This window comes from Mesorhizobium sp. M2E.F.Ca.ET.219.01.1.1 (genome assembly GCF_004016445.2).
Taxonomy (GTDB): domain Bacteria; phylum Pseudomonadota; class Alphaproteobacteria; order Rhizobiales; family Rhizobiaceae; genus Mesorhizobium.
The window spans coordinates 1-287 of the sequence record NZ_SADT02000265.1 but is presented as its reverse complement, the minus strand read 5'-3'; the positions used below and the strand labels follow the sequence as shown (position 1 = coordinate 287).

Genomic DNA, 287 nt, shown 5'->3' with positions numbered 1-287 from the left:
CGGCGCTTTCGCGGGCGAGCCTGAAGCTGGCATCCTTGAGGCTGAGCAGCGTCTTGCCGGCGCTTCTGGCGCGCGCCGGGTAGAGTTCATCCAGCGAGCGGCCGACCAGAAGTCGAACCAGTTCGGCCTGCGGCGCGTGCGGCTCGGTGACGCCGGCGACGCGGCCGTCGCGCATCACCGTCACGCGGTCGGCGATCTCAGGCACTTCCTCCAGCCGGTGCGAAATGTAGACGATGCCGACGCCGGTAGCGGCGAGCTTGCGCATGATGTCGAACAGGCGCTCGACC

Annotated in this window: 1 pseudogene; it reads right to left on the bottom strand. The window is 69.0% G+C overall.

The window, feature by feature from the left end:
- Positions 1-287 (bottom strand): annotated as a pseudogene (locus tag EN862_RS35775) (sugar ABC transporter ATP-binding protein); the annotation flags it as partial.